This window comes from Tropicimonas sp. S265A (genome assembly GCF_049800835.1).
GTDB lineage: Bacteria > Pseudomonadota > Alphaproteobacteria > Rhodobacterales > Rhodobacteraceae > Dinoroseobacter.
Genome location: NZ_JBNAFU010000001.1, coordinates 1,037,500 through 1,062,506 on the forward strand (window position 1 = coordinate 1,037,500; position 25,007 = coordinate 1,062,506).

General features: G+C 62.0%; 26 protein-coding genes, 1 tRNA gene and 1 riboswitch. Of the genes, 9 read left to right on the forward strand and 18 right to left on the reverse strand.

Going from position 1 to position 25,007, the window contains the following annotated elements; genetic code table 11:
• From ACP15N_RS05110 to ACP15N_RS05120, 3 genes are read left to right on the forward strand one after another with little or no spacing between them, the layout of a single operon-like run.
• Complete coding sequence (locus ACP15N_RS05110; protein ID WP_425091137.1) at positions 1-978, forward strand: branched-chain amino acid ABC transporter permease; 978 nt, start codon at positions 1-3, stop codon at positions 976-978.
• Complete coding sequence (locus ACP15N_RS05115) at positions 975-1,730, forward strand: ABC transporter ATP-binding protein (protein WP_425091138.1); 756 nt, start codon at positions 975-977, stop codon at positions 1,728-1,730. Before ACP15N_RS05110 ends, ACP15N_RS05115 begins: the two co-directional genes overlap by 4 nt.
• On the forward strand, positions 1,727-2,419 hold the full coding sequence (locus ACP15N_RS05120) for an ABC transporter ATP-binding protein (RefSeq protein WP_425091139.1): 693 nt from the start codon (positions 1,727-1,729) through the stop codon (positions 2,417-2,419). Before ACP15N_RS05115 ends, ACP15N_RS05120 begins: the two co-directional genes overlap by 4 nt.
• A gap of 1 nt (position 2,420) precedes the next feature.
• Here the strand turns inward: ACP15N_RS05120 and ACP15N_RS05125 are convergent, their stop codons facing one another.
• The 3 genes from ACP15N_RS05125 to ACP15N_RS05135 form a co-directional block, all read right to left on the reverse strand.
• The gene (locus tag ACP15N_RS05125; RefSeq protein ID WP_425091140.1) at positions 2,421-3,740 is read right to left on the reverse strand and encodes a TRAP transporter large permease; all 1,320 of its coding nucleotides are present in this window, start codon (positions 3,738-3,740) and stop codon (positions 2,421-2,423) included.
• A complete protein-coding gene (locus ACP15N_RS05130) occupies positions 3,733-4,245 on the reverse strand; it encodes a TRAP transporter small permease subunit (RefSeq protein ID WP_425091141.1) in 513 nt (170 codons plus the stop codon). The genes ACP15N_RS05125 and ACP15N_RS05130 overlap by 8 nt, the downstream gene beginning before the upstream one ends.
• Before the next feature lie 82 nt (positions 4,246-4,327).
• The gene (locus tag ACP15N_RS05135; RefSeq protein ID WP_425091142.1) at positions 4,328-5,410 is read right to left on the reverse strand and encodes a TRAP transporter substrate-binding protein; all 1,083 of its coding nucleotides are present in this window, start codon (positions 5,408-5,410) and stop codon (positions 4,328-4,330) included.
• Positions 5,411-5,617: 207 nt separating this feature from the next.
• Here ACP15N_RS05135 and ACP15N_RS05140 point away from each other — a divergent pair, with 207 nt between their 5' ends.
• The gene (locus ACP15N_RS05140; RefSeq protein ID WP_425091143.1) at positions 5,618-6,496 is read left to right on the forward strand and encodes a polysaccharide deacetylase family protein; all 879 of its coding nucleotides are present in this window, start codon (positions 5,618-5,620) and stop codon (positions 6,494-6,496) included.
• 1 nt (position 6,497) lies between these two features.
• Here ACP15N_RS05140 and ACP15N_RS05145 read toward each other — a convergent pair whose 3' ends face one another.
• From ACP15N_RS05145 to ACP15N_RS05190, 10 genes are all read right to left on the reverse strand, one after another.
• A complete protein-coding gene (locus ACP15N_RS05145; RefSeq protein ID WP_425091144.1) occupies positions 6,498-6,923 on the reverse strand; it encodes a hypothetical protein in 426 nt (141 codons plus the stop codon).
• A complete protein-coding gene (locus tag ACP15N_RS05150) occupies positions 6,913-8,157 on the reverse strand; it encodes an agmatinase family protein (protein ID WP_425091145.1) in 1,245 nt (414 codons plus the stop codon). The genes ACP15N_RS05145 and ACP15N_RS05150 overlap by 11 nt, the downstream gene beginning before the upstream one ends.
• A 23-nt stretch (positions 8,158-8,180) precedes the next feature.
• Positions 8,181-8,990, reverse strand: a complete 810-nt coding sequence (locus ACP15N_RS05155; protein ID WP_425091146.1) for an ABC transporter ATP-binding protein — start codon at positions 8,988-8,990, stop codon at positions 8,181-8,183.
• The gene (locus ACP15N_RS05160) at positions 8,987-9,799 is read right to left on the reverse strand and encodes an ABC transporter permease (protein ID WP_425091147.1); all 813 of its coding nucleotides are present in this window, start codon (positions 9,797-9,799) and stop codon (positions 8,987-8,989) included. Before ACP15N_RS05160 ends, ACP15N_RS05155 begins: the two co-directional genes overlap by 4 nt.
• A 66-nt stretch (positions 9,800-9,865) precedes the next feature.
• Complete coding sequence (locus ACP15N_RS05165; RefSeq protein ID WP_425091148.1) at positions 9,866-10,921, reverse strand: putative urea ABC transporter substrate-binding protein; 1,056 nt, start codon at positions 10,919-10,921, stop codon at positions 9,866-9,868.
• An 85-nt stretch (positions 10,922-11,006) separates the two neighbouring features.
• Positions 11,007-11,114: riboswitch (guanidine-I (ykkC/yxkD leader) on the reverse strand.
• Positions 11,115-11,218: 104 nt separating this feature from the next.
• Complete coding sequence (locus tag ACP15N_RS05170; RefSeq protein WP_425091149.1) at positions 11,219-11,425, reverse strand: hypothetical protein; 207 nt, start codon at positions 11,423-11,425, stop codon at positions 11,219-11,221.
• An 89-nt stretch (positions 11,426-11,514) separates the two neighbouring features.
• A complete protein-coding gene (locus tag ACP15N_RS05175) occupies positions 11,515-13,413 on the reverse strand; it encodes an acyl-CoA synthetase (RefSeq protein ID WP_425091150.1) in 1,899 nt (632 codons plus the stop codon).
• Between the two features lie 242 nt (positions 13,414-13,655).
• Positions 13,656-15,455 (reverse strand): ABC transporter transmembrane domain-containing protein, encoded by a 1,800-nt coding sequence (locus tag ACP15N_RS05180; protein ID WP_425091151.1) that lies wholly within the window; start codon positions 15,453-15,455, stop codon positions 13,656-13,658.
• A 72-nt stretch (positions 15,456-15,527) separates the two neighbouring features.
• A tRNA-Gly gene (locus ACP15N_RS05185) sits at positions 15,528-15,601 on the reverse strand.
• A gap of 362 nt (positions 15,602-15,963) precedes the next feature.
• Entirely contained in the window at positions 15,964-16,629 is a 666-nt protein-coding gene (locus tag ACP15N_RS05190; protein WP_425091152.1) for an SOS response-associated peptidase, read from the reverse strand.
• A gap of 323 nt (positions 16,630-16,952) precedes the next feature.
• Here ACP15N_RS05190 and ACP15N_RS05195 point away from each other — a divergent pair, with 323 nt between their 5' ends.
• Positions 16,953-17,411, forward strand: a complete 459-nt coding sequence (locus ACP15N_RS05195; protein ID WP_425091153.1) for a hypothetical protein — start codon at positions 16,953-16,955, stop codon at positions 17,409-17,411.
• On the opposite strand, the gene ACP15N_RS05200 is transcribed toward ACP15N_RS05195, so the two are convergent.
• Together ACP15N_RS05200 and ACP15N_RS05205 are read right to left on the reverse strand one after the other, a co-directional pair.
• Positions 17,408-18,565, reverse strand: a complete 1,158-nt coding sequence (locus ACP15N_RS05200; protein WP_425091154.1) for an MFS transporter — start codon at positions 18,563-18,565, stop codon at positions 17,408-17,410. The genes ACP15N_RS05195 and ACP15N_RS05200 overlap by 4 nt on opposite strands.
• An 87-nt stretch (positions 18,566-18,652) precedes the next feature.
• Positions 18,653-20,242 (reverse strand): bifunctional metallophosphatase/5'-nucleotidase, encoded by a 1,590-nt coding sequence (locus ACP15N_RS05205; RefSeq protein ID WP_425091155.1) that lies wholly within the window; start codon positions 20,240-20,242, stop codon positions 18,653-18,655.
• Positions 20,243-20,360: 118 nt separating this feature from the next.
• Here ACP15N_RS05205 and ACP15N_RS05210 point away from each other — a divergent pair, with 118 nt between their 5' ends.
• From ACP15N_RS05210 to arsC, 3 genes are read left to right on the forward strand one after another with little or no spacing between them, the layout of a single operon-like run.
• A complete protein-coding gene (locus ACP15N_RS05210) occupies positions 20,361-20,702 on the forward strand; it encodes a DUF952 domain-containing protein (RefSeq protein WP_425091156.1) in 342 nt (113 codons plus the stop codon).
• A complete protein-coding gene (locus ACP15N_RS05215) occupies positions 20,699-21,757 on the forward strand; it encodes a quinone-dependent dihydroorotate dehydrogenase (RefSeq protein ID WP_425091157.1) in 1,059 nt (352 codons plus the stop codon). Before ACP15N_RS05210 ends, ACP15N_RS05215 begins: the two co-directional genes overlap by 4 nt.
• Positions 21,754-22,101: an arsenate reductase (glutaredoxin) gene (gene arsC, locus ACP15N_RS05220; protein WP_425091158.1), complete on the forward strand. Its 348-nt coding sequence runs from the start codon at positions 21,754-21,756 to the stop codon at positions 22,099-22,101. The genes ACP15N_RS05215 and arsC overlap by 4 nt, the downstream gene beginning before the upstream one ends.
• 43 nt (positions 22,102-22,144) lie before the next feature.
• Here the strand turns inward: arsC and ACP15N_RS05225 are convergent, their stop codons facing one another.
• From ACP15N_RS05225 to ACP15N_RS05235, 3 genes are read right to left on the reverse strand one after another with little or no spacing between them, the layout of a single operon-like run.
• Positions 22,145-23,479 (reverse strand): MATE family efflux transporter, encoded by a 1,335-nt coding sequence (locus ACP15N_RS05225; protein ID WP_425091159.1) that lies wholly within the window; start codon positions 23,477-23,479, stop codon positions 22,145-22,147.
• 4 nt (positions 23,480-23,483) lie between these two features.
• Entirely contained in the window at positions 23,484-23,993 is a 510-nt protein-coding gene (locus tag ACP15N_RS05230; RefSeq protein WP_425091160.1) for a PaaI family thioesterase, read from the reverse strand.
• On the reverse strand, positions 23,990-24,430 hold the full coding sequence (locus ACP15N_RS05235; protein WP_425091161.1) for a PaaI family thioesterase: 441 nt from the start codon (positions 24,428-24,430) through the stop codon (positions 23,990-23,992). The genes ACP15N_RS05230 and ACP15N_RS05235 overlap by 4 nt, the downstream gene beginning before the upstream one ends.
• A gap of 101 nt (positions 24,431-24,531) precedes the next feature.
• On the opposite strand from ACP15N_RS05235, the gene ACP15N_RS05240 reads away from it, so the two are divergent.
• Positions 24,532-24,900 carry a MerR family transcriptional regulator gene (locus ACP15N_RS05240; protein ID WP_425091162.1) on the forward strand — a complete coding sequence of 123 codons (369 nt, stop codon included), beginning with the start codon at positions 24,532-24,534 and terminating at the stop codon, positions 24,898-24,900.
• The last annotated feature ends 107 nt before the right edge of the window (positions 24,901-25,007 follow it).

The window sequence follows — 25,007 nt, forward strand, 5'->3', positions numbered from 1 at the left end:
ATGCAGCGCGAAAGCACCGTAAACGCCGCGATTGCCCTGGGGCTGCTGCTTGTCCCGCTTTGGGCGCTTTGGGCCGGAGAGCCATTTACGATAACGCTGGCGACGAAGGTTGCCATTCTGGCGCTCGCCGGGGTCGGCCTTAACCTTGCGCTGGGATTGGGCGGTCTGGTCAGCCTGGGGCACGCGGTGTTTTTCGGCATCGGAGGGTATGCGATGGGCATTCTGGCCCACCACGCGCAGACCTTCGATCCGATCATCGAGGCCCCCTTTCTGGTTGAAGGCACCAAGTCCATGCCGGTGATCTGGCTGGTGGCAACGGCCACGTCCGCGCTTGCCGCGCTGGCGATCGGCGCGCTCAGCCTGCGGACCTCCGGCGTGTACTTCATCATGATCACCCTCGCCTTCGGGCAGATGTTCTACTACTTCGCGATCTCGTGGCCGGCCTACGGCGGCGAGGATGGCCTGTCGATCTACGTGCGCAACGGTTTTCCGGGGCTCAACACCCTGAACCCGATAGAGTTCTTCGCGATAGTCTACGTGCTGCTTCTGGCGGCTCTTTTCCTGTCGGCCCGCATCGCAACCTCGCCTTTCGGCCTCGCGCTGGATGCCGCGCGCCAATCGCCGCAACGGGTGGAGACGGTCGGCCTGCGCCCCTTCCGCCTCCGTCTGATGGTTTTTGTCATTTCCGGAACGATCACGGGACTGGCAGGGGCCCTGTTTGCGGACCTGAACCGTTTCGTGAGCCCAACCATGTTCAGTTGGCAGATGTCGGGTGAGATCATGATCTTCGTCATCCTCGGCGGTGTGGCGCGGCTGTTCGGTCCGGTTGCAGGTGCGGCCTTGTTCATTCTTTTGGAACACTGGTTGGGCGGTGTGTCGGAATACTGGCTGATCTGGGTCGGCGCGCTTCTGCTGGCAGTCGTTCTTTTCGCGCCGGGCGGACTGATCGGTGTTCTGACACGCCGGGGCAAACCATGAGCTTGCCGCTCCTCCAGGTCGACAGCGTGACCAAACGTTTTGGGGCGCTTACGGCGTCGGACGCGGTCACTCTTGACCTGCGCGCAGGCGAGATACACGCGCTGATCGGGCCGAACGGCGCGGGTAAATCCACGCTAATTGCCCAGATCGCCGGAGGGTTGGCGCCCGATGCCGGTCGGGTCTTGCTCAACGGGACAGATGTGACAGCACTCGACACCGCGGGGCGCGCGGCAAAGGGGCTTGCGCGGACATTCCAGATTTCCGCCCTCGCGATGGAGCACACGGTGCTTCAAAACGCGGTTCTTGGGGCACTCGGCGCGAAAGGCGGGCGGCTCGGTCTGTTTCGGTCCGTGCTGGGGGACCAAACCCTCCGCAAGACCGCAGAGGCCGCGCTTGAGCGGGTTGGGTTGAGCGACGCGGCCGGGACCGTCACTGCCGCGCTCAGCCATGGACAACGACGCCAGCTGGAGGTTGCTGTCGCCCTGACCCTGCGTCCGAAGGTTTTCCTGATGGACGAGCCGATGGCTGGCCTGGGGATGGAAGGGTCTGCCGCGATGACCACCCTTCTGGATGGCTTGCGCGCGGAAGCGCCGATCCTGCTGGTGGAACATGATATGGACGCCGTGTTCCGCCTCGCCGACAGGATCAGCGTGCTCGTCGCGGGCCGCGTCATTGCAACCGGACGGCCCGACGACATTCGCCAGAACGCCGAGGTGCGCGCGGCCTACCTTGGCGATGAGGCACTGCCATGACCGCTCTGATCTCGCTTTCCGATGTGCACGCAGGGTACGGGACCAGCACCGTGCTGGAGGGTGTCTCGTTCGCACTGGCCGAGGGCGAAACACTGGCCCTGATGGGGCGGAACGGCATGGGAAAGACGACAACCGTGCGGGTGCTGTGCGGCCTGTTGCCTGCCTCCGGAGGGGTGGTGCAGGTTGGCGGCACGCCGATCGCCGGAATGGCCGCGCACGCAGTCGCGCGCCTCGGTTTGGGACTGGTGCCCGAAGGGCGACGCTGTTTTGCCAATCTGACCGTCGCGGAAAACCTGACAGCCGCAGCGCGCCCTGGCCCATGGGATATGGCGCGCGTTGCGGGCTTGTTTCCCAGACTATCCGAACGCCGGGACCAGTTGGCGGCATCCTTGTCGGGGGGCGAACAACAGATGCTGGCCATTGGCCGCGCGCTCATGACCAATCCGCGCGCACTGATCCTCGACGAGGCGACAGAGGGGCTGGCCCCCGTTGTGCGCGGTGAAATATGGGCTGCGATTGCGGCGGTCAAAGCCGAAACCGGCCTTGCGATCATCGTGATCGACAAGTCTCTGACGGAGCTGCGCCGCATCGCGGATCGGGCGGTCATCCTTGACCGGGGGCGGAGTGTCTGGACCGGCAGCCTCCATCATCTTGAACCTCAGGAAGCTGCCCGACTACTGGGCGTCTGACCTACCAGCCAATCGCATCCGGCAACCAGGTGGCGATGCCCGGAAAATTGAACAGCAGCACAAGCGCCAGCGCTTGAATGGCGATGAAGGGCAGCACCCCTCGATAGATATCACTCGTCGACACCTCGGGCGGTGCGGCCCCTTTTAGGAAGAACAGCGCCCAGCCAAAGGGTGGCGTCAGGAACGAAGTTTGCAGGTTCAGCGCGATCAGCGCCGCCAGCCACACCATATCGACACCTGACGCTACGAAGAACGGGAGCAGCAAGGGCAGCGCAATATAGCTGATCTCGATCCATTCGAGGAAGAACCCCAGAATGAACAGGAGGACCATCAGGAAGATCAGAGCGCCAAGCTCCCCGCCCGGCATCAATGCCAGCGTATCCTGCACGATGTCCTCACCCTGCAGGCCCCGGAACGCGATGGAAAAGACCTGCGCGGCGATCAGGATAAAGAAGATCATCGCCGAGATGCGCAGGGCCGATTGCGCCGCGTCCCAGATCATCTGGAGGTTCAGGCGCCGGTAAAGGGCTGCGATCATGATGGACAAGGCCGCACCGACGCCGGCGGCCTCGGTTGGGGCGGCCAGACCACCGATGATCGTGCCGAGAACACCTCCGACCAGCAACAAGGGCGGCGCGAGCGCCATCACGGCCTTTTTCGCCAGATCCCATCCCTGAATGTCGGCGCGCTCCGCCGGAGGGATTGGTGGCATCATCTCGGGCTTCAGCTGGCCCAGAACCAGAAGGAAAGTGATATAGAGCCCTGCAAGCATCAAGCCGGGGACCATGGAAGCCGCAAAGAGCGTACCGACGCTTTCGCCCATGATGTCGGCCAGCAGGATCAGAACAAGCGACGGCGGAATGATCTGCCCCAGCGTCCCCGACGCGCAAATTGCACCCGCGGCCAGACCCTTGTCATAGCCCCGTCGAAGCAAAACCGGCATGGTCAGCATGGTCAGCGTCACAACCGTCGCCCCGACGATCCCGGTGGACGCGCCCATCAAGACACCCACGATGATGAGCGCGATGCCCATCCCGCCGTTGAGGCGCCCCGACAAGCGCCCGATGATTTCCAGCATGTCCTCGGCGACGCGGGATTTTTCCAGCATGACGCCCATGTAGACAAACAGCGGAATGGCGAGAAACTCGTATTTCGTGACCACCCCGTAGATGCGCGCAGGGGCGAGGTTGAACAGGAAGTCACCAAAGCCGATCCACCCGAAGATGAACCCGGCGGTGGCGATGCCGATACCCACCGGCATTCCGATCAGCAGAAACGCCATGAAGCCGAGCAGCATGTAAATGGCCAGCATGTCATCCATGGCGCAACTCCTTCAGCGCGGCCGCATGGCGGATCGCATTGGCCGCGCATTGCAGGGCAAACAGCGCAAAGGCCACCGGGATCATGCCCTTGACGAGATATCGCGCGGGCAATCCCCCCGGGTCAGGGGAGCCTTCGCGAATGGACCAGGCATTGTCTACAAAACCCCACGAATACTTGATGAAAAGGCAGGCAATCACCACGCCGCAGATCATCGAGAACAGATCGAGAGAGGACTGCCATTTCGGGCTGAGGCGATCGTAGACCATGTCCACGCGCACATGACCGTTTTCCAGCATCAGCACCGTGATACCCAAAAGAGCGATAGGGGCCATCAGGTGCCATTCCAGTTCCTGCGCCCAGATCGGGCTGGCGCCCACGACATACCGCCCGAACACGTTGAAAAACACCAGAGCGACCAGAGCCAGCAACAACGCCGCAGCAAGGCGCGACGCGCCTCGGGTGAGCCAGTCGATCCGGTCGGCCAGCCTGAGAGCAATTTCCATGGAAGTCCCCGTCCCCACAAAACGACGGGCACCGCGAAATGCGATGCCCGCCTGATCTTGTCTTCAACCGTTCAGCGGGCGCTTATGCGTCGCGCAGCTTGTCGTGCCACACCGCCTCCGAAGCCGCCGCCCAGATGTCATGCTCTTCCTTGAAGGTGAAATAGCTGTCCATCACCTTCTTGAACATCTCGTCATCATCGGCGAGGCCCGCATAGACCGGACCCATCGCCTCTTTGAGGGCTGCGATCACGTCGTCGGGCAGAACGCGCAACTGTGTCCCGTTGGCCTCGAACTCCTTGAGCGCCGCGGCGTTATTCGCCTCTGCCCAGGAATGGGAGATTACGTTACATGCGGCCGCGGCGTTCTCGACAATCGCTTGCAACTCTGGCGACAGCCCGTCCCACGCGGCTTTGTTGATCGACAATTCGGTGACGGTTGTCGGCTCATGCCAGCCAGTGGTGTAGTAGTACTGGGCTGCGGTGTTGAGGCCGAGGATCTTGTCCTGCGCCGGACCGACCCATTCGGCAGCATCGATGACGCCACGCTCAAGCGCCGGGAAAATCTCACCGCCTGGTAGAAGTTTCACATCCACGCCAACGGCCGAATAGGCGCGCGCGGCAAGACCGGGAATACGCATGCGCAGGCCCTGCAGGTCCTCAAGCGAGTTGATCTCCTTGTTGAACCAGCCGGTCATCTGGACGCCGGTTGCGCCGATGGGCATCGCGACAAGGCCGAGCGGTTCGTAGACCTCGTTCCACAGGTCGATCCCGCCGCCATTGTAGAACCAAGCGTTCTGGCCCTGGGTGGACATCCCGAATGGGACCGCGCCGAAGAACTGTGCTGCGGGCACCTTGCCCGCGCCGAAATAGCTGACCCAGCCATTCATCTGCACGATGCCTTGACGCACCGCGTCGAAGCCTTCGAACGCGGGGACGAGCTCTCCGCCGTGGTACACGGTGATATCCAGTGCGCCGTTCGACATGGCGCGGACCCGGTCCGTGAAATCCGTCAACGAGCCGGGGCCGGAGGAGTAGAAGGGCTGGCCTGGCGGAAAGGCCGTGGTCATACGCCATTCAACCGCCTGTGCGCGTGCAACGCTCGGTGCTGCCAGGGCTGCGGCGCCTACACCAACACCAGCTGTGCCAAGAAACTTACGACGATCCATTGTGGTTTTCCCCTGTGCTTGTCGCTTATTGCTTTTTACATCCGGGCACCTAGGCGCGCGTCGCGCACGAACTACCTGAGCGGCAACAAATAAGACGGAAAAATGGAAGGGTTTTCCATTTGCTGAAAAAACACGCAGTAATATCGATAAAGGGTCGCCTGATATGCAGGTTTTAACTTCATGCAGCACGCACCGATGAGGGAGAGCGTGCTTCCAAAACACGGGCGTTATGTCTATTCCCCGTTGCCGGATCGTCCCGACTTCAGCTGGCCCGAAGGACGCCGGCTCGCAGTGTATCTGGGCATGAACCTGGAGTGCTTCTCCTTTGGCGAAGGGCTTGGCGCGGCGTTGGCGCCACCGATCCCGCAACCCGATGTGCTCAACTACAGCTGGCGCGACTATGGCAACAGGGTGGGCGCATGGCGGATGCTGGAATTATTCGATGCTCTGCACCTGCCCTGCACGGCCCTTGTGAACTCCTATCTCTACGAGGAAGCCCCGGGCCTTGCAGAGGCCTTCGCTGCGCGCGGCGATGAAATTGCCGGTCACGGACGCACCAACGCGGAACGGCAGGGCGACCTGCCGGAGGCGGACGAAGCGGTTCTGATCGCCGAAGCCACGAGCGAACTGCGCCGCCGCACCGGGGTAGACCCCAAGGGATGGCTCGGTCCCTGGATCAGCCAAAGCCGCGTGACGCCGGACCTGCTGGAAGAGGCCGGGTACGAGTACCTGCTGGATTGGTGTCAGGACGATCAGCCGGTCTGGATGGCCACGCGCAGCGGGCGCCAAATCCTGTCAGTGCCCTATCCGCAGGAACTCAACGACATTCCGCAGATCGTGGCGCGCAAACGCGAGGGGTCGGAATTTGCGGACATGATCATCGACGCGTTCGACGTGATGCTGGCGGAGTCCGCGCGCCGCCCCTTGGTGATGGGCATCGCCCTGCATGGGTACCTGATGGGACATCCGCACCGGCTCAAGCATCTGGAGCGCGCCTTGCGCCACATGCAAGACCGCGCCGGCGAGACGGTTTGGTTCACAGCTGCCGGTGCGATCAACGACCATTACCGGCAGTTGGGGCTGTAGGTCAGGCGCCGAGCACGTCGCGCTTGCTGGCCAGAAAGTCCCGGATATCCATTTCGGATTTCTCATCGATCGAGACATAGACGAGGTGCATATTGGTCCGCTCACTGACCATGGATCCGGGAAATGGCAGGTAGCTGAGTTCCCGCGACCCGAAGGAGGGCGAGGCCGTGCCGACCTGCCACTCGGTGGTCAATTTCACATCCACGAGCTTCTGCGCAGTGGGCCCGGCGGACCCGGGCCGTTCCAGCGGCACACCAGCCAGCCGAAGATAGGCCGTCTTGTCTGCGGCCTGCTGGAACCCGTCGATGAACTGCGCGGTCAGAACCTGAAGCTCTGCCGCCGCGTCGGCGCTGTCGATATGAGAATGCAGATGGTCCGCGTGGTCATGGTTGTGGCCGATATGACCGTTGACGATGTCATGTGGCATTGGACCAGCGCCTCCCTTCAAAATCGCCATGCGGGATGCTGACGGGCTTGTCGATATGGGCCTTGTGCTTGCCAAGGGTGCCCGCGCTGACCATAGAGCCGAGCACATCCACGATCACGCGGGTGCCCATCAGCGCCGTGATGTCAGAGGTATCGTAGGGCGGGCTGACCTCTACCAGTTCCATCCCACAGATGCCCTCGGCGGCGACCTTGGAGGCGAGCGCCAAAGCCTCGCGCGGCAGGAATCCCCCCGGCTCCGGCCAGCCGGTACCAGGCACGAAGCCACAATCAATGCTGTCGATGTCGAAGGACATATAGACCATATCGACGCCGTCCCACGCCATCTCCAGCGCCATTTCTGCGGTCTTGTCGATGCCCATCTGCTCCATGTCCGACATGGTGATGATGTTCGTCTCACGTTCGCGCGCGACCTTCACCGCCTCCCGCGGGACCTGCCAGCCGCCGATCCCGACCTGCACGAGGTTCCTGGCCGGCACGTTGGGCAAGTTGGTCGAATGGAACCACGGCGTCGTGTGCATCCGTTCATCAAGGTCCTTTTCCTGAATGTCGGCGTGGCGATCGAAATGCACGATGCCGATTTTCTTGGACGTACACTCGGCAATCCCGCGCACGCAGGGAAAGCCGATGGAATGGTCGCCTCCGATCATGATCGGCAGGCTGCCGGAGCTGAACACATGGCTTACGGCCCGGCTGATCTGATCAAAGCTCTTTTCCAGATTGGCCGGGATGGTGAAAACATCGCCCGCATCGCAGAGCGTCATCTGCTCGCGCAGATCGACGCCCAACTCGTAGTTGTAAGGCGTGTAGAGCGCGGAGATTTTGCGCACGCCTTGCGGCCCGAACCGTGTCCCTGGGCGATAGGTCGTCCCACCGTCAAACGGAATACCCAGGACGGTGGCATCGTAGTGCCCGACCTCCAAGACATCCTCGGTATAGGGGGCCTTCAGAAAAGTGTTGATCCCTGCATAATGCGGCAACTCCCCCCGCGCGAAGGTCGGGATCGACTTGTCCTCGATCGTGTCCGCACCGGTCAGACCCATCCGCAAGGCCCAACGGCGCTCTTCGTCCCAGCGACCTTCGGGGATTTCCCCCTCTTTCTGCATCGCCTTCCAGCCAAGAAGCTTGGTCAGGTCGGGGTGGTGATGGCGCCGGTCATCGTGCCGCTGGTCGCTCGGATGATGGGAGCGCGTACGCTCCCCGCGAAATGGATGCATGAGGGGTCCTCCGTCCTCGGATATCAGGATGTTGTCGCCGCCGGGGCGGCGTCGGATGTTGCTTGCGCGGCCCCGCTCAGTCCGGGGGCTTGCGCGATCTGTTGAAACGGGATGCCGCCATCGCGGGCATCGAAATCGTAGGTGATCGTGGCCCCATAGGCTTCGGGGTCGTGCGGGTCCCAACGGGGCTTGTCGAACACCCAGACCCGGTCGCCGAGCTTGAACCCCTCTTCAAGATCATGGGTGACCATGAACACGGTCATGTTGGTCTCGGCCCGCAATTCCATCAGGAACGCGTGCATCTGCAAACGCGTGCCGGGATCGAGCGCGCCGAATGGCTCATCCAGCAACAGAATACGCGGGCGCGCGGCCAGCGCCTGTCCGATTGCCAGACGTTGCTGCATCCCACCGGACAGCGTCGCGGGATACTGATGTCCGACATGGGACAGCCCGATCCGGTCCAACGCAGCGTCGGCCCGCTCGGCGGCAGCCCGCTTGGCGCCCGGGCTGAATATACCAAATACATTCGCACTCAGGCCTTCGGCTGCCATGATATTTTGCCGCACGGTCATATGCGGAAACACGGAGTAGCGTTGAAACACGATGCCGCGTGTCGGACACGGCTCTCCCTTGAGGGGCTCGTTATCCACGAAGATATCGCCACGCGTCGGCCGTTCCTGGTCCAGAAGGAGTCGCAGGAACGTTGACTTGCCGCAGCCCGACGCACCGACGATGGAGATGAACTCCCCTTCTCCGGCGGTAATGTTGACACGCTCCAGAATGGGCCGCTGCCCATAGCTCTGAAACAGGTTTTCCACGCGGACGAAGCTCATAGCGATGCCTCCGTCCACGGGTACAGCTTGCGCGACAGCACTTTCAGCGCATAGTCGATGGCAAAGGCTAGGAACGTGATCCAGAGAACGTAGACGAGGATCACGTCCATCGCCAGAAAACGCCGCACAAGAAAGATGCGGTAGCCCAGCCCATCCTCTGACGCGATGGCCTCTGCCGCGATCAGGAACAGCCATGCCGGCCCGAGCGACAGGCGTACGGCGTGGATCAGGCGCGGCATGATCTGCGGCAACGCAACGCGCAAACCGATGGCCAGCGACGAGGCCCCCAGCGTTTGTGCCTTGATGATCTGTTCTGACGGCAACTCCAGCGTGCGCGCCGACAGGTCCCGGATCAGAAAGGGCGTGATGCCGATGACGATCAGGGCGACCTTGCTGACCTCCCCCAGCCCGAAGACGATGAACAGGATCGGCAGGATCGCGAGCGGCGGCACCATCGATACGACCGCCACGAAACCCGCCAGAGTTGACCGCATATATGGCAGAAGCCCGATCGCAAGCCCCGCGATCAGCCCGATCAGCGCTGCAATCCCGACCCCAAGTCCGAGCCGCGTCAGGCTGGACCAGGTATCTTTCCAGAACAGGATCTCGCCCGTCCGGCGACTGCCTTCGGTCGTCAATCGCGCAGCCGTGTCTGCAAGCGTCGACAGGGCAGGCAGCAGCTTGTCCTGCGGGTTGACCGCGAGACGCGCGTCCGATCCGAGTTTGTAAGCCAGCAACACGAGGATGAACGGCACCAGAAGCAGGAAAAGAGACAGCACCCGCCCCGGCTTTCGATTGATCAGTCGCATGGCACCCCCTCAAGGCTGGGCCGCCGGATCAGGGAGGGTGACCCGGCGACCTGCCTCTCCCCTCGCTCAAAGGGCGCCGTCTGCGGCCATCTGCATGTATGTCGTGTCAAACCGGAACTGGACGTTGTTCGCGTCCCCGGTGGTGGACCCGTCCGGATACTCCACACCGACAAAATCAGCGCTGGGGGCGCCCTCGCCCAGGATGCCCTTGTCAAACAGGAACTCGGCGACATTGGTCATTGTCGTTGGCAACTCGGGGGACTGTGTGAAGGCAACCGCATCAGCGGGCGCATAGAACATTTCGGTCGACGCGAGTTGCGCCTGGTACCCCGCCAAGTCCGTTCCGGACGCTTCCGCCATCGCCGTCAACGCGGCTTCGTCACCAGATGCCATCAGGCCCATGACCTCGTACCATGCTCCAACCAGGGCCTTGCCGAAATCGGGGTTGGCCTCCAGCGTGTCGGTGTTCACGACCATGAGGTCGATGATCTCGCCGGGGATATCCGAGCTGTCGAAGAGCTTGTTGGCGCCCGGTTCCTCGAGGATTGCAGACACCAGCGGATTCCATGTCACCACCGCTTCGACATCATCTGTGGCGAACGCGGCAATCATGTCCGCGTCGGACGTGTTGATCACACCGTCGAGGTCGGCTTCGGACAATCCGACGCTGTCCAGCCCCCGGGCCAGCAGGTAATGGCTGACCGACAGTTCCACGAGGTTGACAGGCTTGCCCGCAAGGTCGGCCAAGGTGCCGTCGCCCTTCAGGATGACCGCGTCATTGCCGTTCGAGTAGTCTCCCACGATCAACGCGGTCGTGTCGACCCCACCGCCTGACGGGATCGAAAGCGTATCCATGTTGGTGGCCGAGACTCCGTCAAACGCACCAGCAGTGTACTGGTTTATCGACTCGATGTAGTCGTTGATCTGTACGATCTCGACGTCGATGCCGTACTTGTCGGCCCATTTGTCCATGATACCGCTGTCTTCGAGGTACCCCCAAGGCATCCAGCCGACATAGATGGACCAGGCAACGCGGAATTCGGTTTTCTCTTGTGCCGCGGCTGGCAGGCTCAGCGCCCCTGCCAGCACGGCTGCGGTCAGGATAGTTGGTGTTCTCAGCATCGTCACGCTCCCTCTGGTTCTGCCATGGGTACTGAAGCTGTCCGCTGGCAGAACAAGGTAAGAGCGCGGACGAACCGACGCAGTAACCTCCCGGGATTTTGGCCCGCCGTGTACCCTGAGCGGAGTTTGCCGCGCGGGCGGCACTTCTCGGACCAGACCCGCACATTGCGGCGGAACCCTAAGTGCCCTGCATGACCTGCATAGGCATTGCACCCGGCACAGACCAAGTGCGCGGCCCGATCACTGGATACGCAGGCAGAAAAGCGATGAATTTACAGGCGAAAACACTCTGAACGTCTAGGAATTAAGCGCTGAGTCAGCCTTGAGCCGATCCATCAGGTCTGCCTTCAAGACGCAGATGGTGGCAAAAGCGAGTCCACCGATCAGCGACAACACGCCAAACAGAATGAATGCGCCAAAGGCCAGCAACAGCCCCCCGCCCGCATTCAGGGCTGCAACAGCTGCGGTGAGTCCGAGATAAAGACCGATCAAAACGTAAGACATGAAAAGGCTCCGCACCGAATTGTCATGGTGCAGAGCCTAGAGAACGGGTCTTGAAGCCCCGTTAAGATTTCCGTTCAAGTTTTAGCGGATCAACCGCGCCACTCCCAGGGTCGGGTGAAACTGCCCAAGACACCCGAAACGGCCTCGTCTGTGGCATCGCCGGTCTTGACAAGACGCGCGACCAACCCGCGTTTCTTGTCTTCGGTGACTTCCGCCACGACCGCTGCGACCCCGGCCTTGTCCAGCGCCTCGTTATAGGTGCGGGTGATCGCCGATTTGCGCAGGTCAGGCTTGAAGACCTTTCCGACAGCGGTTTTCGGCAGTTCGTCGAGGATCTCCACGTGTTTCGGGATCGCGGCCTTCTCGTGGATCGAGTCCTTCGCAAACTCCATCAATGCCTCGGGTGTGGTCGACTTTCCGGCGACAAGCTCCACAAACACCGCCGGCAACTCACCTGCGTAGCTGTCGGGCTGTCCAATTGCCCCGACCATCGCAACAGCAGGGTGGCCCATCATCGCTTCTTCGATAATGGCAGGATCAATATTGTGGCCGGAGCGGATGATCAGGTCTTTCGCGCGCCCGGTGATCCACAGATACCCCTCGTCGTCGATCCGACCCAGATCGCCGGTGCGCAGATAGATATCGTCGGCAAAAAGATCGAGGTTCTTGTCACTCTCGGTGTAGGTCGAGCCGGCGAAGACACCCGGGTTGGCGATACAGATTTCGCCGACCTCATCCAGGCCGCACTCCCTGTCGATCTTGCCGGTCTCGTCGCAGTGCAGGATGCGCACTTCCGTATGCGGGAGCGGGATACCAACCGAGCCGACCTTCTGCTTTCCGTCCATCGGGTTGCACGACACCAGGCAGGTCGCTTCGGTCAGGCCATACCCCTCAGCGATGCTGACCCCGGTCGCCTCCTTGAAGCGATTGTAGAGTTCCAGCGGCAATGGGGCCGACCCGGAAATCGCGATCCGCAGACTGGAAACGTCCGCATCCACCGGGCGCTGCATCAACGCGGCCAGCGCCGTCGGCACTGTAATCATGAAGGTGACGTTCCACCGCTCGATCAGTTTCCAGAAATTGTCGAAGACACCATCGCCCCGGTACCCTTGCGGCGTGGGGAACACCACGTGGCTGCCTGCCCCAATGACAGACATAAGAACCGGGTAGCATGCGAACACGTGAAACAGTGGCAGGGGGCAGATCAGCGTATCCTCGGGGCTGAATATCAACTCGGCACCCAGCCAGCCGTTGTAGATCATGCCCGAATACTTGTGCTGCGCGACCTTGGGCATGCCGGTGGTCCCGCCAGTGTGGAAATAGCCTGCCACGCGGTCCTCGAAACTGTCGGGGAAATCGAGGCCATCGCTGCGTTGCTTCGCCACCTCGGCGTTGAAATCGAGCACGGTCGCCTTGTGCGATACAGGGTTCTTCGGCCGCAGCAGACCGGCAATCCAGCTTTTGGGAGGGCTGAGATACCGCAGCAGGTCCACCTCTAGGACATGGGTCACCCCGGGCGCCATCGCAACAGCCTCCGCCGCCTTCTGCGCCACATCGGTTTTCAGAAAGCTCTTGAGTGTCACAAGAACCTTCGCCCCGGTTTCGTTCAGGATGGATGCGATCTGCTCGGGTTCCAACAGCGGGTTGATCGGGTTGACGATCCCTGCCGTTGCACCGCCCAACAACGCCCAGACAGTCTCGGACGCATTTGGCAGCATGTAGGCCACGACATCGTTCTCACCGACGCCTAGACTGCGAAACAGGTTTGCCGCCTGCGTGGCCTTCCCGTGCAAGTCTTCCCATGTCAGGGTTTCGCCCGCGTCCCGGGGGTCGGATGTCAGCGTGAACGTGACGGCCTTGCGTGCCCCGTACTGGGATTTTGCCTTGGTCAGGTATTCATATAGTGTGACCGCAGGTTGAACCTCTGCCCAAGGATGGCTCTGTTCGATATCGCTCTTGTCCTGCAACGTTCCTATGGAAATTGACATGCACGCCCTCCCCTGGTGATGTCCGGTGCGGCTTTTCGCGTTTCATTTTTAAGACCGCCCGCAACTAAGATAGGTGTTTCCCCGAGCCGCACAAGCAGCGGCGCGTCGGGGGCTATGTCACGAGGCGTGGCATGACCAGCGAAACGCTGCGTCATTCCTGCGAACGGCCTGGGTGGGCCCGTCAGCAGGGCAGATGGACATCGCGGCAACCACAGCCCCACAACCGCGAAAAGGCCAAGGGGTTATTCGGCAGCCAGTCCAGCTGTGAATTGCAGGCGCGCCAGTCGCGCATAGAGGCCACCTTCCGCCACCAGCGCATCATGGGTGCCTTCGGCGACGATCTGACCGTCGTCGAACACAAGGATCCGATCCGCCTTCTTCACCGTCGCCAACCGGTGCGCGACTATCAGCGTTGTGCGGTCTGCCGACAGCGCTTCCACGGCTTTCTGGACAGCCTGCTCACTTTCGGCGTCCAGCGCAGAGGTCGCCTCGTCAAGGAGCAGCACAGGCGCGTCGCGCAAGATCGCCCGGGCAAGGGCAATGCGCTGCTTCTGGCCGCCTGACAGCATCACGCCGCGCTCGCCCACATAGGTGTTGTAGCCATCCGGCAGCCGGCTCAGGAAGTCGTCGGCCGCGGCTGCCTTGGCCGCCTCCACCACTTCGGCATCCGTCGCATCGGGACGACCAAACCGGATGTTGTCCATGGCAGAGGCTGCGAAGATTACCGCGTCTTGCGGGACGAATGCGATCTGGCGGCGGAAGTCATCGCGCCGGAGGTCACGCAGATCGTGCCCGTCGAAACGTATCGATCCGCTGACAGGATCGAAGAAGCGCAACAAGAGTTGCAGAATGGTGGACTTACCCGCGCCGGAAGGACCGACAAGCGCCACGGTTTCGCCCGGCTTTATATCGATCGAGACATCGCGCAGAACCGAGACCTCGGGGCGGGCTGGATAGATGAACCCGACATTGTCGAACTCGATATGCCCAACACAGTCGGGCGGCAGAGCGATGGCAGCTGCCGGATCCTCGACATCGTCTTTCTGTGTCAGCAATTCGACGAGGCGTTCGGTAGCGCCGGCCGCGCGCTGCAACTCTCCCCAGATCTCAGAAAGCGCTGCAACGGCTCCCGCGACCATGACCGCGTAGATCACGAATTGCACAAGGGCCCCGGGTGTCATCAACTCATCCCGGACATTCCACGCACCGACCCACAAAACCCCGACGATGCCGGTAAAGATCAGGAAAATGACGATCACTGTCATCAGTGCGCGCACGCGAACGCGGCGCTTGGCACTGTCGAACGATTTCTCTGTCACATCCCCGAACTCGATGCGGCTTTCGGCCTCATGGGTGAACGCCTGCACCGTCTGGACGGAGGTCAGCGCCTCGGACGCATTGCCGGAGCTTGCTGCGATCCAGTCTTGGTTTTCTCGGCTCAGAACGCGCAGTTTGCGCCCCAGCACGATAATCGGGATCAGTACTGCGGGCACCAGCAACAGAACAAGTCCGGTCAGCTTGGCCGAGGTCAGGAGCATCAAGGCCAGGCCCCCGATCAGCAACAGCGCGTTGCGGAGCGCGATGGAGACGGACGAGCCGATCACGGACAGGATCAGTGTCGTGTCCGTGGTCAGGCGGCTCAGCACCTCGCCGGTCATGATTTTTTCGAAGAAAGACGGGCTCATGCCCAGCGTCCGGTTGAAGACCGCCTTGCGGATATCCGCGACCACACGCTCTCCCAGAATGGTCACGAGATAGTACCGAAGGCCGGTTCCGATCGCGAGAAGAGCCGCAATCAGGATCGCGCCCGAGAAGTATTGGTCGAGCAGTGCCGTATCCCGCGCGTCGAACCCGTCCACGACGCGGCGTACTGCCATTGGCAGCATCAGCGACAAGCAGGCGGTTGCAACAAGGGCCACAAGGGCCGCCACGATCAGTGCCTTGTAAGGCGCAATGAACGGGAAAAGCGTCTTGAGCGCGCCGATGTTCTTGGACTTTGCGCGGTCCTGATCCGAACTGGCGGTCGCAGGCTTTCGGGCCATAGGCGGCGGGCTCTCACTCAGACATCGGAGGGATGCGCGGCCCACCCCGGTACGCGGCCCCTCAGAAAATTTTGGAGCGGGCGGCGGGAATCGAACCCGCGTCATTAGCTTGGAAGGCTAAGGTCTTACCACTACACAACGCCCGCAGTCTGACGATTCACCTATTGGATGGCCCCGCCGAGGTCAAGGCTTCGTCACTGGGACAAAAAGGGACAGTTGAGCCAGAAAAACAGGGTCATCCGAAGCCCCGACCAATGTGCATGACAGGTCCGGCAGACGACCTTGCTTTGTTTGCGCGCGATCGGACCGTGCCCGTTCGCTTTTCGGACACCCGAGCGGGCATCCGGTTTCATTTGACACGAAAGTGCCACAATTCTGTCACCCCACGCCCAAGGTTCGCGCGCTAGCTGACACGCAGGGCGGTCTGCGCCGTGCACGCGCGCTGCCCTGTGCACACCGATTTCCCAAGTGTATCTCGCCGCCTTCGGGCGGCGCTTTTTTTGCCATCCTACGCTGCCAAAGGTGCGATCAGGCCAGGGCCAGATGCGCGATTGGAGTTCACCTGCGGATCGACCCGATAGTACGTAAACCGGCTGTTCGGCGCAGGGTGCATCAGTTGCGCAGCACCCTTACCGGCCTCTCCCAGCCAAAGCGGCCAGTCTTTTGCCTCCAGACTGAGGGGCATCCGGTGGTGGATGCGAGCCATGTGCGAGTTTGCCGCCGTGGTCACGATTGCGCATGTGGTCAGCATCGTATCGGCCTGTTCCCAGTCCTGCCAGATGCCGGCAAAAACTGTCGGTGCCCCATCTGATGCCGCAATGTACCAAGGCAGCCTGCTACCATCGGCATCCTTGGTCCATTCGTAAAACCCGGTTGCGGGGATCAGGCATCGCCGCGTACGGCAGGCGGCGCGAAAGGCCGGTTTGTCTGCCAGCGTCTCTGCCCGCGCGTTGATCAGCAACGGGCCATCCGTCGGTGATTTGTACCAATGCGGCAGGAATCCCCAGCGCATCGGGCGCAGACGGCGGCCATGTCCGTCCGCAGTGACCACGGCGACTTGGGTGGTGGGGCAGATGTTGAAATTCGGTATCGGTGGCAGATCATTCGATGGCGTCGCGCCAAATAGTTGCGCCATCGCCTCGGTGGGCAAAGTCAATGCAAACCGTCCGCACATGGCCCCAGCCTAGTCTGGACATCTGCGACAAACCAGCCTGATCACCCCGAAACCACGGTGACTTGCCCCAGATCATGGCGCGCCCCGCCCCTGTAAAGGAAACTTCGGGCCGGAGAGGGGACTACAATGCGGTACGCACGCATCTTTTTGGCCAGCCGGTGGGCGGTTCCAGCAGGCGTGTTCCTGTTGCTTTTGGCAAGTCTGATCGCACAGGGCATGGGCTGAGACGGGTTCGGACAGCGCCCGTGCAAATACATCTTGCTATTTCTGACTTTTTTAGTCAGCATTAGCGCCATGTGCACGTCCGACTTGGAACTTTCCGAATGAGCCTGGAACGCTGGAGCGCGTCCGGCCTTGTTCTGCTGGACGGCTTGCCCCCTACGCAGACGCAATTCATTCGCCTTATCCGCATGTGGACCACGGGCACAGATGGCAAGAACGCTGTCTGGACACTGCTGGCCAACAGACTGGGCACGCCGCGGGCACGGGTCGCCTTGCGCGCGATGGAACAGTCCGTGTCGTTGATCGATCGCTGTGGGCCACGACCTTTGACGCTGCGCCCCTCGGATGACGATCTGGTCAATCAGGACGAGCATTTGTTTGCAACTCTCGGAGAGGAGGCGCTGAGTCCGGACAGAGAGCATGCTTTGCTGCTGGCGATGCTTCTGGTGCGCCCGGATCTCGCACCGGCGCTGGTGGATCACATGACCCAGTTGTCTTTGCATATTCGCTGCATGGAACTGCCCGCACCTGATCGACGGACCCCGCGTACCCTGCACTAGCCGCGAGGCCGCGCGACCCAAAGCGTCAGCAGAGCCAGCAATCCGACTGCGGAGCCCGCGACGCCAAGGGCACCCTGCCCCGCCAGGTTCAGCACACCACCCCCAAGTGCGGATCCGACCGCAGCGCCGACATATATGGCCGCCGCATTCAAGGACAGGACCACGGGCGCAACATCAGGCGCGCGCGAGATCAGGCGTGCCTGCTGCGGGGCCATGAACGACCAGCCGCAGACCGACCAGGCGATAATCAGACCAAGCACCACCGGAAGGGCCAGCGGCAAAAAGGAAAACACCGGCATCAAAGCGATCTGGCTGATGCACAGCATCATCAGCGTGCGTTCCGGTCCGATGCGGTCGGCCAGCGCACCGCCGACGATGTTCCCGATCACGGCCCCGCCGCCGAAGATCAGCAAGGCGAGTGAAATCATCGTACTGCCGAAGCCCATCTGCGCGGCAAGAACCGGGGCCATGAACGTGTAAACAACGTAAATGGCACCCAGAAAAACCGACGTGAAAGCCACTGCCAGCATCAACGGTCCCTGCTTCAGAACCCGCCGGAGATCGACAAGTGCAACCGGCTGGAACTGCAAGCCGCGCGGCACACGGGTCCAGACCAGCCACAGGCATGGAACGGACAACGCCAGGACAACCCAAAAAGCCGGGCGCCACCCGATTTCGTACGCGATGAAAGCGCCCACCGGGATGCCCGCAACCTGCGCCAGCGTGATACCGAAAAACACGGCCGCCAGCGCGCTGGCCCTGCGCTCAGGCGCGCTGAGGCCTGCGGCCACGGCGGCAGACACGGGCGTGAAGATACCCGCCCCCGCAGCTGCAATGATCCGTGAGAGCCACAAAGCGCCCTCTGCGGTTGAAAGCGCGCAGCCCAGCATGCCGACCGCAAAAACACCGAGCCCCAAGAACAGAATCTTGCGTCGACCGACCCGCCCCGTGGCGGCAACAAGGATCGGTGAGGAAATCGCGTAGGCCAACGCATAAACGGTCATCATCAACCCGGCGCGCGCGGGCGTGATGCCCAGATCATCGGCCAGCGGCTCCAGCAGCCCCACGACCACGAACGCGCCCATTCCGATCACGAAATTCGCCGCCGACAGGATCGGGATCATGGATTTGGGGGCGCTCAGGGGCTCGGCCATTCAAACGTGGTGCCGTTTTTGCCCCGCCACGGCAACAAAAAACGGCGCGCAAAGCCTGCGCGCCGTTCGTGCCGAAAGTGGTCGGGGTTACTCGACCTGTTTGATCCGGCCTTCGGTAAACGGCTCATAAGCACCGCCCGCTTCGGCCAGATACTCTGCGACCACATCTGCAAGGTCTGGGCCAAAATCATAGGCGTTCTTGTCGTCGCCTGCGAACATGGCGTAACCATCGCCGCCGTTGCGCACGTAGTTGTTTGTGACCACACCATAAGTCGCTGCGGGGTCGATTGGGACGGAGGTGTCGCCATCAACCACCATAACTTCGGTGATCCGGCTGCCAGCCTCGGCGCTGGGGTCCCAGGTGAAGGTCATGCCGGCAACCTGCGGGAAGCGACCCGCCCCTTCGTCATACTTGCTGACCCCGTTTTCCAACGCGTCGATGAGCATTTGGCCAGTCGCCTGGAAGGTCGACAGCGTATTCTGGAACGGTAGCACAGTCAGCACTTCGCCCATGGTGATCTCACCCTCATCGATGGACGCACGAAGACCCCCACCGTTTTGGAACGCGATCTGAATGCCTTGGTCAGCAACGCGCGCAAGCATGGCGTCGGTGACAAGATTGCCCATCTCGCATTCCATCGCACGGCAAACAGACCGGTCCCCTTCGATTGGAGAGGCCGCATCCGAAACACGCTGCGCTTTCAATTCTTCAATCGGACCCGCCAGTTCCGAGACACGTGCGACAATCTCGGCGTCGGGTTCAATCGATGCGTCCAGTACGATGGTGTTGCCAGTAGCCGCAGTCACATTGCCTGCGTCGTCAAATGTCAGCTCAAGATGGCCGACGTATTTCGAATAGGCATAGGCCTGCACCACAGGCACATCGCCGACCATGACCGGATAAGGCGCCGAGGCGTCTTCATTGTCATTGCCAAGAAGCGTGTGCGAATGACCACCAACAACAGCGTCAAGCCCGGAAACGGCTTCCGCAATTGCCATGTCTTTTGGCAGACCGACATGGGTCAGCGCAATGATCTTGTTGACACCAGCGGCCTCAAGCTCTGACACGTCCTGCTGTAGGGCTTCGATCTCGTTCTGGAAGATCACATTCGGACCGGGCGAGGAGGTTTCGACCGTATCAACCGCCAATGCAGAGACGATACCAATCCGCTCGCCGCCGACCTCAAGAACCACATGGTCCATCACGTGGTCCTTTAGAAGCTCTTCGGCAGACAAATCCAGATTGCCTGAGATCACGGGGAAGCTGACCCGGTCGGTGAACTCGCGCAGCTTGATTGGCCCATCGTCGAACTCGTGGTTGCCGACCGCCATGGCGTCAAAGCCAATCTTCTCCATGAACTCTGCCTCGACCTCGCCTTTGTAGGTCGAGTACATCAGCGAGCCCTGAAACTGGTCGCCCGCATCCAGAACGATCACGTTCTGGCCGTCCGCGGTCAGCTGGTCGCGCAGCTCGTTGATCTTGGTGGCCACGCGCGCCACGCCGCCAAAGCACTTGCCTTCGCCCTCGTCCTCGGCCGAGCAGGTGCTGTCGAACCGGTTGATCGACTCAATCCGACTGTGCAGATCGTTGATGTGAATGATATGCAGACTGTACTCGGCGGATGCGATCCCTGAAGAGAGCGCCAAAACCGCGGCAGACGTCAGAATCCGATGCATTCGGATAACCCCCTGTTTAAAGCTTTTGTAACGAAAGCGTGGCGGCAAAAACCGGGAGTGTCAAAGGGCCTGTCGCGGTCGGCTTGACGTTGCCCAGCCGGGACCGCAAAGAAGGCCCATGCAAATCTACAAAATCTTCCGCGCCGAGGAGTTCTCGGCCTTCGAAGCGGCGGGCAAGACCGCCGGCGCCCCGGTCGATCTGGCCGATGGGTACATCCATTTCTCGACCGCCGCGCAGGTTGCCGAAACAGCGGCAAAGCACTTCGCCGGGGAGTCTGATCTGGTCCTTCTCGGGCTTGAGGCCGACGCGCTCGGCGATGCGCTGAAATGGGAGCCGTCGCGCGGCGGGGCTTTGTTCCCGCATCTTTATCGCGAGATGACATCGGCGGACGTTTTGTGGGTGCAACCCATACCGCTGGGGCCCGACGGTGTGCATGTCCTGCCTGAGGATTTGGGATGAGCCTATTGGAACAGGTCGGGCTGCGCGCCCTGCGCAGCCTTGATCCCGAAACCGCGCATGGCCTGGCGCTGAAGGCGTTGAACGCGGGGCTTGGCCCCCGGTCCGGACCGCTTACCAGCACGCGCCTGAAGACCGAGATTGCCGGTTTGGCGCTGCCGAACCCGGTAGGGCTGGCCGCCGGGTTTGACAAAAACGCCGAAGCCCTGGGGGCATTGGGCCGCGCGGGGTTCGGCTTCATCGAGGTGGGTGCCGCAACGCCGCGCCCGCAACCCGGCAACCCACGCCCACGCCTGTTTCGGCTGAGCGAGGACAAGGCTGCGATCAACCGGTTCGGGTTCAACAACGATGGGTCGGAGGCAATCGCCGCCCGCCTCGCCCGACGCCCCTCAGACGCGATTGTCGGACTGAACCTCGGTGCCAACAAGGACAGTGTCGACCGGGCGGCGGATTTCGCGGATGTCTTGCGGATATGCGGGCCCCATGTGGATTTCGCGACCGTCAACGTGTCCTCCCCAAATACCGAGCGTTTGCGCGACCTGCAGGGGGCAGACGCCCTTCGCAGTCTTCTGGAGGGCGTCGTGACCGCGCGGGACGGCCTCGACCACCCTGTCCCCGTGTTCCTGAAAATTGCTCCGGATCTGGATGAGGCGGGCTTGGAGGATATCGCTGCCATAACACGCGAAGGACAGATCGATGCGATCATCGCGACAAACACCACGCTGTCGCGGGCGGGGTTGGCATCCGCACACAAGACCGAAGGCGGCGGGCTGTCCGGCGCGCCCTTGTTCGATCGCTCGACACGTGTTCTGGCGCAGATGCGCCGCCTGACCGAAGGCACAGTTCCGCTGATCGGCGTTGGCGGCGTCGGCTCGGCAGAGCAAGCCTACGCCAAGATACGTGCCGGTGCTTCGGCGGTGCAGCTTTACACCGCGCTTGTTTATGGTGGGATGAGTCTCGTGGCCGGTATCGTCACTGGCCTCGACCGGTTGCTTGCACGGGATGGCTTCGAGACGGTGGCCGAGGCTGTCGGGACGGGAATGGAGGATTGGCTGTGACTGATGTGACGCTCTGGCATAACCCGCGATGCTCGAAATCGCGGGCGGCTCTGGCCCTTTTGGAGGATGCCGGACACACGGTTCTCGTGCGACGCTATCTTGAGGACACACCGAGCCTGCAAGACCTGCGCGACGTCCAAGTCGTGCTTGGCCTCACCGCGCTCGGCATGGCACGCACCCGTGAGGCTGCCTTCAAGGAGGCGGGGCTGACGAGGGCGTCGGATGACGCGGCAGTGCTGGCCGCAATGGTTGCCCACCCGATCCTGATCGAACGACCGGTTGCGATCACGCCAAAAGGTGCCGTGATTGGTCGCCCGCCGGAGCGTGTTCTGGAGGTGGTGTAACAGTGCGCATGTTGAGGCCGCAGGTTGCCAGTCGCCGGACGACTTAACGGCTTGAACCCATGGCGGGGGCGAGGCTTGCTTCCAACGCCGGGTAGCGCCACGCAAGGGTCAGCGCGCGGACCACGAACATCACCATCATCGCCGCCCACAGTCCGTGGTTGCCAAAGGCGGGCAGCAGAACAGCAAGCGCGACCAGATAGGTGAGAAAAGACAGCGCCATCATGTTACGCATGTCGCGCGTGCGGGTCGCGCCGATAAAGATGCCATCCAGCATCCAGGCGGCAACACCTAGAAGCGGGGCGACCACCATCCAGGGCAGGTAAGCGCGCGCGGCATCGCGCACATCCGGCGCGGTTGTCATCGTGTCGATCAACCACGGACCTGACAACGCGAAGCCAAGCGCAAGGGCAACAACACTGACCAGTGCCCAGACCGTCGCCAGTCGTGCGCCTTGCCGGAGCCGTGCAACGGAGGCAGAGCCGACCGCCTGCCCCACCAGCGCTTCGGCCGCAAAGGCGAACCCGTCGAGCGCATAGGCGGTGATGTGCAGGAATTGTAGCAGAACCTGATTGGCGGCGAGCGTCACATCGCCGAGACCTGCACCAAAGAACAGAAAAGACACGAATGCGGCTTGCAGAAGGACCGAGCGGATCAGGATATCGCCATTGACGACGCTCATCTGGATCAGCCGCGTCTTGTCGAACACCCGCGCGGCATTGCGCCAGTCAGGCTGCCGAAACGCAGCGCGACATAGCCACAGGCCCAACGCCAGACCGCTCCACTCAGCGATAAAGGTGGCGATGGCGACGCCTTCGACCCCCCAGCCAAGGCCGAGGACAAACCAAAGGTCCAGCACGATGTTCACGCCATTCATCCAGACCTGCAGAACCAGCACAGCCCGCGTGCGTTCTGCCGCGATCAACCAGCCTGTAATGCCGTAAATCGCGATCGCCGCGGGGGCGGACCAGATTCGGATGTCCATGTAGGATCGCGCGAGTGCCTCGACCTCGGGGCTAGCAGGGGCAAGCTGGAAGGCACCCCAGAAAACCGGCACGCGCAGCACGATCAGCAGAACGCCGAACACTCCGGCAATCAGCAACGCACGCGACAGAAGCGCGGCAACTTCGGGCAAGTCCCTGCGCCCGAGGGCTTGCGCCGCCAGACCAGTGGTGCCCATGCGCAGGAAGCCGAAAATCCAGTAGATCGCGGTAAGAATGATCGCCCCGATCCCGACCGCGCCAATAGGCGCAGCTTGCCCCATCTGCCCCACCACGCCCGTGTCCACCGCCCCAAGGATCGGCACTGTAGCGTTCGAAATGACAATTGGCACAGCGATGTTGAGCACCCGCCGATGGGTGAGCGGTGCCGTGTCGCGCATGATCCTAGACGTCACGCGCAGGCATCAGGAAGTGCACTGTTGCTTGCGCAAAAGGACGTTGCGCATTGTCCTGCCATGCTTCGGCAAACACCGTTGCATAGCGGCGGCCGAGCCGGGTGACGCGCGCACGCGCATACGCGTCCCGCGGCAGGCCCGAACGCAGATAATCCACGGTGAAATCGATGGTTTTGGGCAGGCGCGGCAGAGTTTCTTGCGACAGCGTCGTCGCGTCGATGCGACCCGCCTCCAGATCGTCCCACAGCATCGCCCAGCTGACCTCTATCTGGGCGGTGACTTCCAGGAAGGCGGCCGTGACGCCGCCGTGGATCGCGGGCAGAAGCGGATTGCCAATCAGCTTGTCATCAAAGGACAGGATTGCCGTCAACTCATCCCCGCGCCGGTCAACCGTCACCCCCAGAAACTGCACATAGGGCACGCCTTCGACAAGCGCGCGCAAGGCCCCGTCGCGGCGTTGCTTGACCACTTGCATCGGCTCGGGCTTCGCGCGGCTCATGATCCGTCCCCTTTGGAAGGCTCAACAGTGAAGGCCCCTGTGGCCATGGCGACCGGGCGCTCCGTATCCTCGTCCATTGCGACGGCGCGCACGAAAGCCACGTTGCGGGTGATGTGGTGACATTCCGCCCGTGCGGTGATCCGGTGATGGGGCGTGGCCGCGCGCATATAGTCGATCCGCAAGTCGATCGTGGCGGTTCCCCCGGGGGCGTCCGGGTGGCTCATGACCGCAGCCCCGCCGCAGGTATCCATCAATGCCGATACCGCGCCGCCATGGATCACTTCGGTGCGGGTGTCGCCGACCAGTTTTTGGTCATAGGGCATGGAAATCACGGCAACTCCTTCGCCGACTTCCTCGATGCGCATGTTCAGCGCCTTGGCGTGCGGAAGAAACGCGATGAACTGTGATGCGATGCGGGCTTTGTCTGTGCCTGTCATGAATCCTCGGGCAAGTTTCCCTCGTGCGGCCATTGCCCTTGCACCCTTAGCGCGTTGCGTCAAATATAAAGAACGCCGGAAGCCAAGCCTTGGGAGGGAGCATGGCGGAGGAAACGATCAGCTTCAAGGACATGTGCGCCCGTTTCGACGTGACGCCGCGTACCTTGCGTTACTACGAGTATATCGAACTTCTCTCCCCGATCCGGGAGGGACGAGCGCGGTTCTACACTGCGCGCGAGGTTGCACGCATGAAGCTGATCCTGCGCGGACGCCGGTTCGGGTTCAGCCTCGAAGAGATCCGGCAATGGCTGCTGATGTACGACCATCAGGGCACGGAAGTGCAGAACAAGGTCTGGGTCGAAAACGCGACGCTCAAGCTCGAGGAGCTTCAGAGGCAGCGCGACGAGTTGGACCGCACGATCGAAGACTTGCGAACCCTGCGCGACGAGGTGGCCTCCGCCGGAGATTGACAGTGTCGGCGGTGGTGTCGGTCCAACGCCCTGTCAAGCCCGATGCACACGGATCTGGTTGCCCAGACAGTTCGCCATGGGCCGCAATTAAACGCAGGGTGGTTCGA

Bases quoted from the DNA above. Each gene is read 5' to 3' on its own strand.
- ACP15N_RS05110 (WP_425091137.1), top strand. From the start codon at position 1: ATGCAGCGCGAAAGCACCGTAAACGCCGCGATTGCCCTGGGGCTGCTG.
- ACP15N_RS05115 (WP_425091138.1), top strand. From the start codon at position 975: ATGAGCTTGCCGCTCCTCCAGGTCGACAGCGTGACCAAACGTTTTGGG.
- ACP15N_RS05120 (WP_425091139.1), top strand. From the start codon at position 1,727: ATGACCGCTCTGATCTCGCTTTCCGATGTGCACGCAGGGTACGGGACC.
- ACP15N_RS05125 (WP_425091140.1), bottom strand. From the start codon at position 3,740: ATGGATGACATGCTGGCCATTTACATGCTGCTCGGCTTCATGGCGTTT.
- ACP15N_RS05130 (WP_425091141.1), bottom strand. From the start codon at position 4,245: ATGGAAATTGCTCTCAGGCTGGCCGACCGGATCGACTGGCTCACCCGA.
- ACP15N_RS05135 (WP_425091142.1), bottom strand. From the start codon at position 5,410: ATGGATCGTCGTAAGTTTCTTGGCACAGCTGGTGTTGGTGTAGGCGCC.
- ACP15N_RS05145 (WP_425091144.1), bottom strand. From the start codon at position 6,923: ATGCCACATGACATCGTCAACGGTCATATCGGCCACAACCATGACCAC.
- ACP15N_RS05150 (WP_425091145.1), bottom strand. From the start codon at position 8,157: ATGCATCCATTTCGCGGGGAGCGTACGCGCTCCCATCATCCGAGCGAC.
- ACP15N_RS05155 (WP_425091146.1), bottom strand. From the start codon at position 8,990: ATGAGCTTCGTCCGCGTGGAAAACCTGTTTCAGAGCTATGGGCAGCGG.
- ACP15N_RS05160 (WP_425091147.1), bottom strand. From the start codon at position 9,799: ATGCGACTGATCAATCGAAAGCCGGGGCGGGTGCTGTCTCTTTTCCTG.
- ACP15N_RS05165 (WP_425091148.1), bottom strand. From the start codon at position 10,921: ATGCTGAGAACACCAACTATCCTGACCGCAGCCGTGCTGGCAGGGGCG.
- ACP15N_RS05170 (WP_425091149.1), bottom strand. From the start codon at position 11,425: ATGTCTTACGTTTTGATCGGTCTTTATCTCGGACTCACCGCAGCTGTT.
- ACP15N_RS05175 (WP_425091150.1), bottom strand. From the start codon at position 13,413: ATGTCAATTTCCATAGGAACGTTGCAGGACAAGAGCGATATCGAACAG.
- ACP15N_RS05180 (WP_425091151.1), bottom strand. From the start codon at position 15,455: ATGGCCCGAAAGCCTGCGACCGCCAGTTCGGATCAGGACCGCGCAAAG.
- ACP15N_RS05190 (WP_425091152.1), bottom strand. From the start codon at position 16,629: ATGTGCGGACGGTTTGCATTGACTTTGCCCACCGAGGCGATGGCGCAA.
- ACP15N_RS05195 (WP_425091153.1), top strand. From the start codon at position 16,953: ATGAGCCTGGAACGCTGGAGCGCGTCCGGCCTTGTTCTGCTGGACGGC.
- ACP15N_RS05200 (WP_425091154.1), bottom strand. From the start codon at position 18,565: ATGGCCGAGCCCCTGAGCGCCCCCAAATCCATGATCCCGATCCTGTCG.
- ACP15N_RS05205 (WP_425091155.1), bottom strand. From the start codon at position 20,242: ATGCATCGGATTCTGACGTCTGCCGCGGTTTTGGCGCTCTCTTCAGGG.
- ACP15N_RS05210 (WP_425091156.1), top strand. From the start codon at position 20,361: ATGCAAATCTACAAAATCTTCCGCGCCGAGGAGTTCTCGGCCTTCGAA.
- ACP15N_RS05215 (WP_425091157.1), top strand. From the start codon at position 20,699: ATGAGCCTATTGGAACAGGTCGGGCTGCGCGCCCTGCGCAGCCTTGAT.
- ACP15N_RS05225 (WP_425091159.1), bottom strand. From the start codon at position 23,479: ATGCGCGACACGGCACCGCTCACCCATCGGCGGGTGCTCAACATCGCT.
- ACP15N_RS05230 (WP_425091160.1), bottom strand. From the start codon at position 23,993: ATGAGCCGCGCGAAGCCCGAGCCGATGCAAGTGGTCAAGCAACGCCGC.
- ACP15N_RS05235 (WP_425091161.1), bottom strand. From the start codon at position 24,430: ATGACAGGCACAGACAAAGCCCGCATCGCATCACAGTTCATCGCGTTT.
- ACP15N_RS05240 (WP_425091162.1), top strand. From the start codon at position 24,532: ATGGCGGAGGAAACGATCAGCTTCAAGGACATGTGCGCCCGTTTCGAC.